Source organism: Exiguobacterium sp. s132, assembly GCF_018617235.1.
In the GTDB taxonomy this organism is placed as follows: domain Bacteria; phylum Bacillota; class Bacilli; order Exiguobacteriales; family Exiguobacteriaceae; genus Exiguobacterium; species Exiguobacterium profundum.
This window is the reverse complement of record NZ_JACSJU010000011.1, coordinates 1-1,377: the sequence shown is the minus strand read 5'-3', so window position 1 is coordinate 1,377 and position 1,377 is coordinate 1. Positions and strand designations below refer to the sequence as shown.

Here is a 1,377-nt window from a genome sequence, read left to right as displayed (position 1 = left end):
CCAATCCGTTATGCCTCGTATTACTACGATGAGGATTTGAAGCTTTACTATTTGATGGCACGTTATTATCATCCGGAGCATGCGGTGTTTCTATCGGTTGATTCTATATTAGATAGTGACGAATCGATTGAGATGGCAAATGGATATAGCTATGTTACAAATAACCCAATTATTCGAATCGATTCTACCGGGTTAGTTCAACAAGATATAAAAACCTCGTATGGTGGAGGAGCAAACCTTCCTAAGAATAAAAATACAAATAATAAAGTAATAAAAACAATAAAAAATTTTTTTGGTTCTTCAAAAACCATGAGAGGTCGATCCAGTGTATCAAATAGTGCATTTGGATCATTGAGTACTAGAAATATTCCAAATATGTCAAAGAAACAAATATTAGATAAAATACCTAAAAATTGGAAATATACAGAAAACAACGGTTTTGTTCATGTTAGAGATGGAAGTGGTCGATTACGGATGAGAATCGATCCACCAGACAATAAAACTAAATATCACCATGTTCACTTGTTTAATCAGACAGGTCAGCCTCTAAATAAGAACATGAAGGTTGTAGATAGAAAAAGTCGTGATGCACATATACCTTATAGAAGGTGAGGAATGAAAATGAATGTACAAGAGATTTTAAATGAATTTGAAAAAATATATTATTGGGATGCTCGAGTTCTTGGGTTTGATTGCCGGTATTATGGAGATGAAGTTTTACTAAAAATCGAAGAAGAAAATGAGAATTATCACCATCAGATTGAATTTTTAGGGTGTATAAAAGTAGACATATCTGCTCCATTAGATGATCGGATAGCACCTGTAAGAGAATTAACTAGATTACAGCTCCCCTATTTCATGCATGATGTTAGTATTACAAGTTATGTACTTGAAGAAACAGAGATATTTGTATGTAATCTGTTGTTCCCACCAGCAAGCGCTGAAATTCATTTCACTAAGATTAAAATTGGGAAGGAATACCATTGATAGACACCAAAGTGAATATTTTAAAAAATAATTAGTAACATAAATCCTTAAAAAACGCTAAAAAAAATGAGATTGCTGAATTTGATATGCTTCCCATTAGGTAGACAGTTGAAATAACAAATCTGTTTATCTGACTGGGGAGTTTTTTTATGGCGTGAAGTCGACATTCTCCAGAAAAAACTTGGATGCGCTGCGCATGATTTAAACATATACATGTAAGGAAATCATGGAGGTTCATCACGTCTCTGTGAATACCCTCCGGCTGTGGAAGTTGGGAATCGTATCGAAGATGGGCGCTTGGCGTACACGTGGGATGCCTTGGGTAACCTGACTGCAATCCAAGAGACTGGCGGTACGAAAGCATGGCAGTTCACCTATGACGAGCAGGGA

General features: G+C 35.7%; 2 protein-coding genes. Both read left to right on the top strand.

The window, feature by feature from the left end; translation table 11 throughout:
- Positions 1–612 (top strand): RHS repeat-associated core domain-containing protein (locus tag KNO78_RS15420; protein ID WP_214691719.1); only part of this gene is annotated, 612 nt, incomplete at its 5' end.
- A 3-nt stretch (positions 613–615) separates the two neighbouring features.
- Positions 616–987 (top strand): hypothetical protein, encoded by a 372-nt coding sequence (locus KNO78_RS15415; RefSeq protein WP_214691720.1) that lies wholly within the window; start codon positions 616–618, stop codon positions 985–987.
- Positions 988–1,377: the final 390 nt, after the last annotated feature.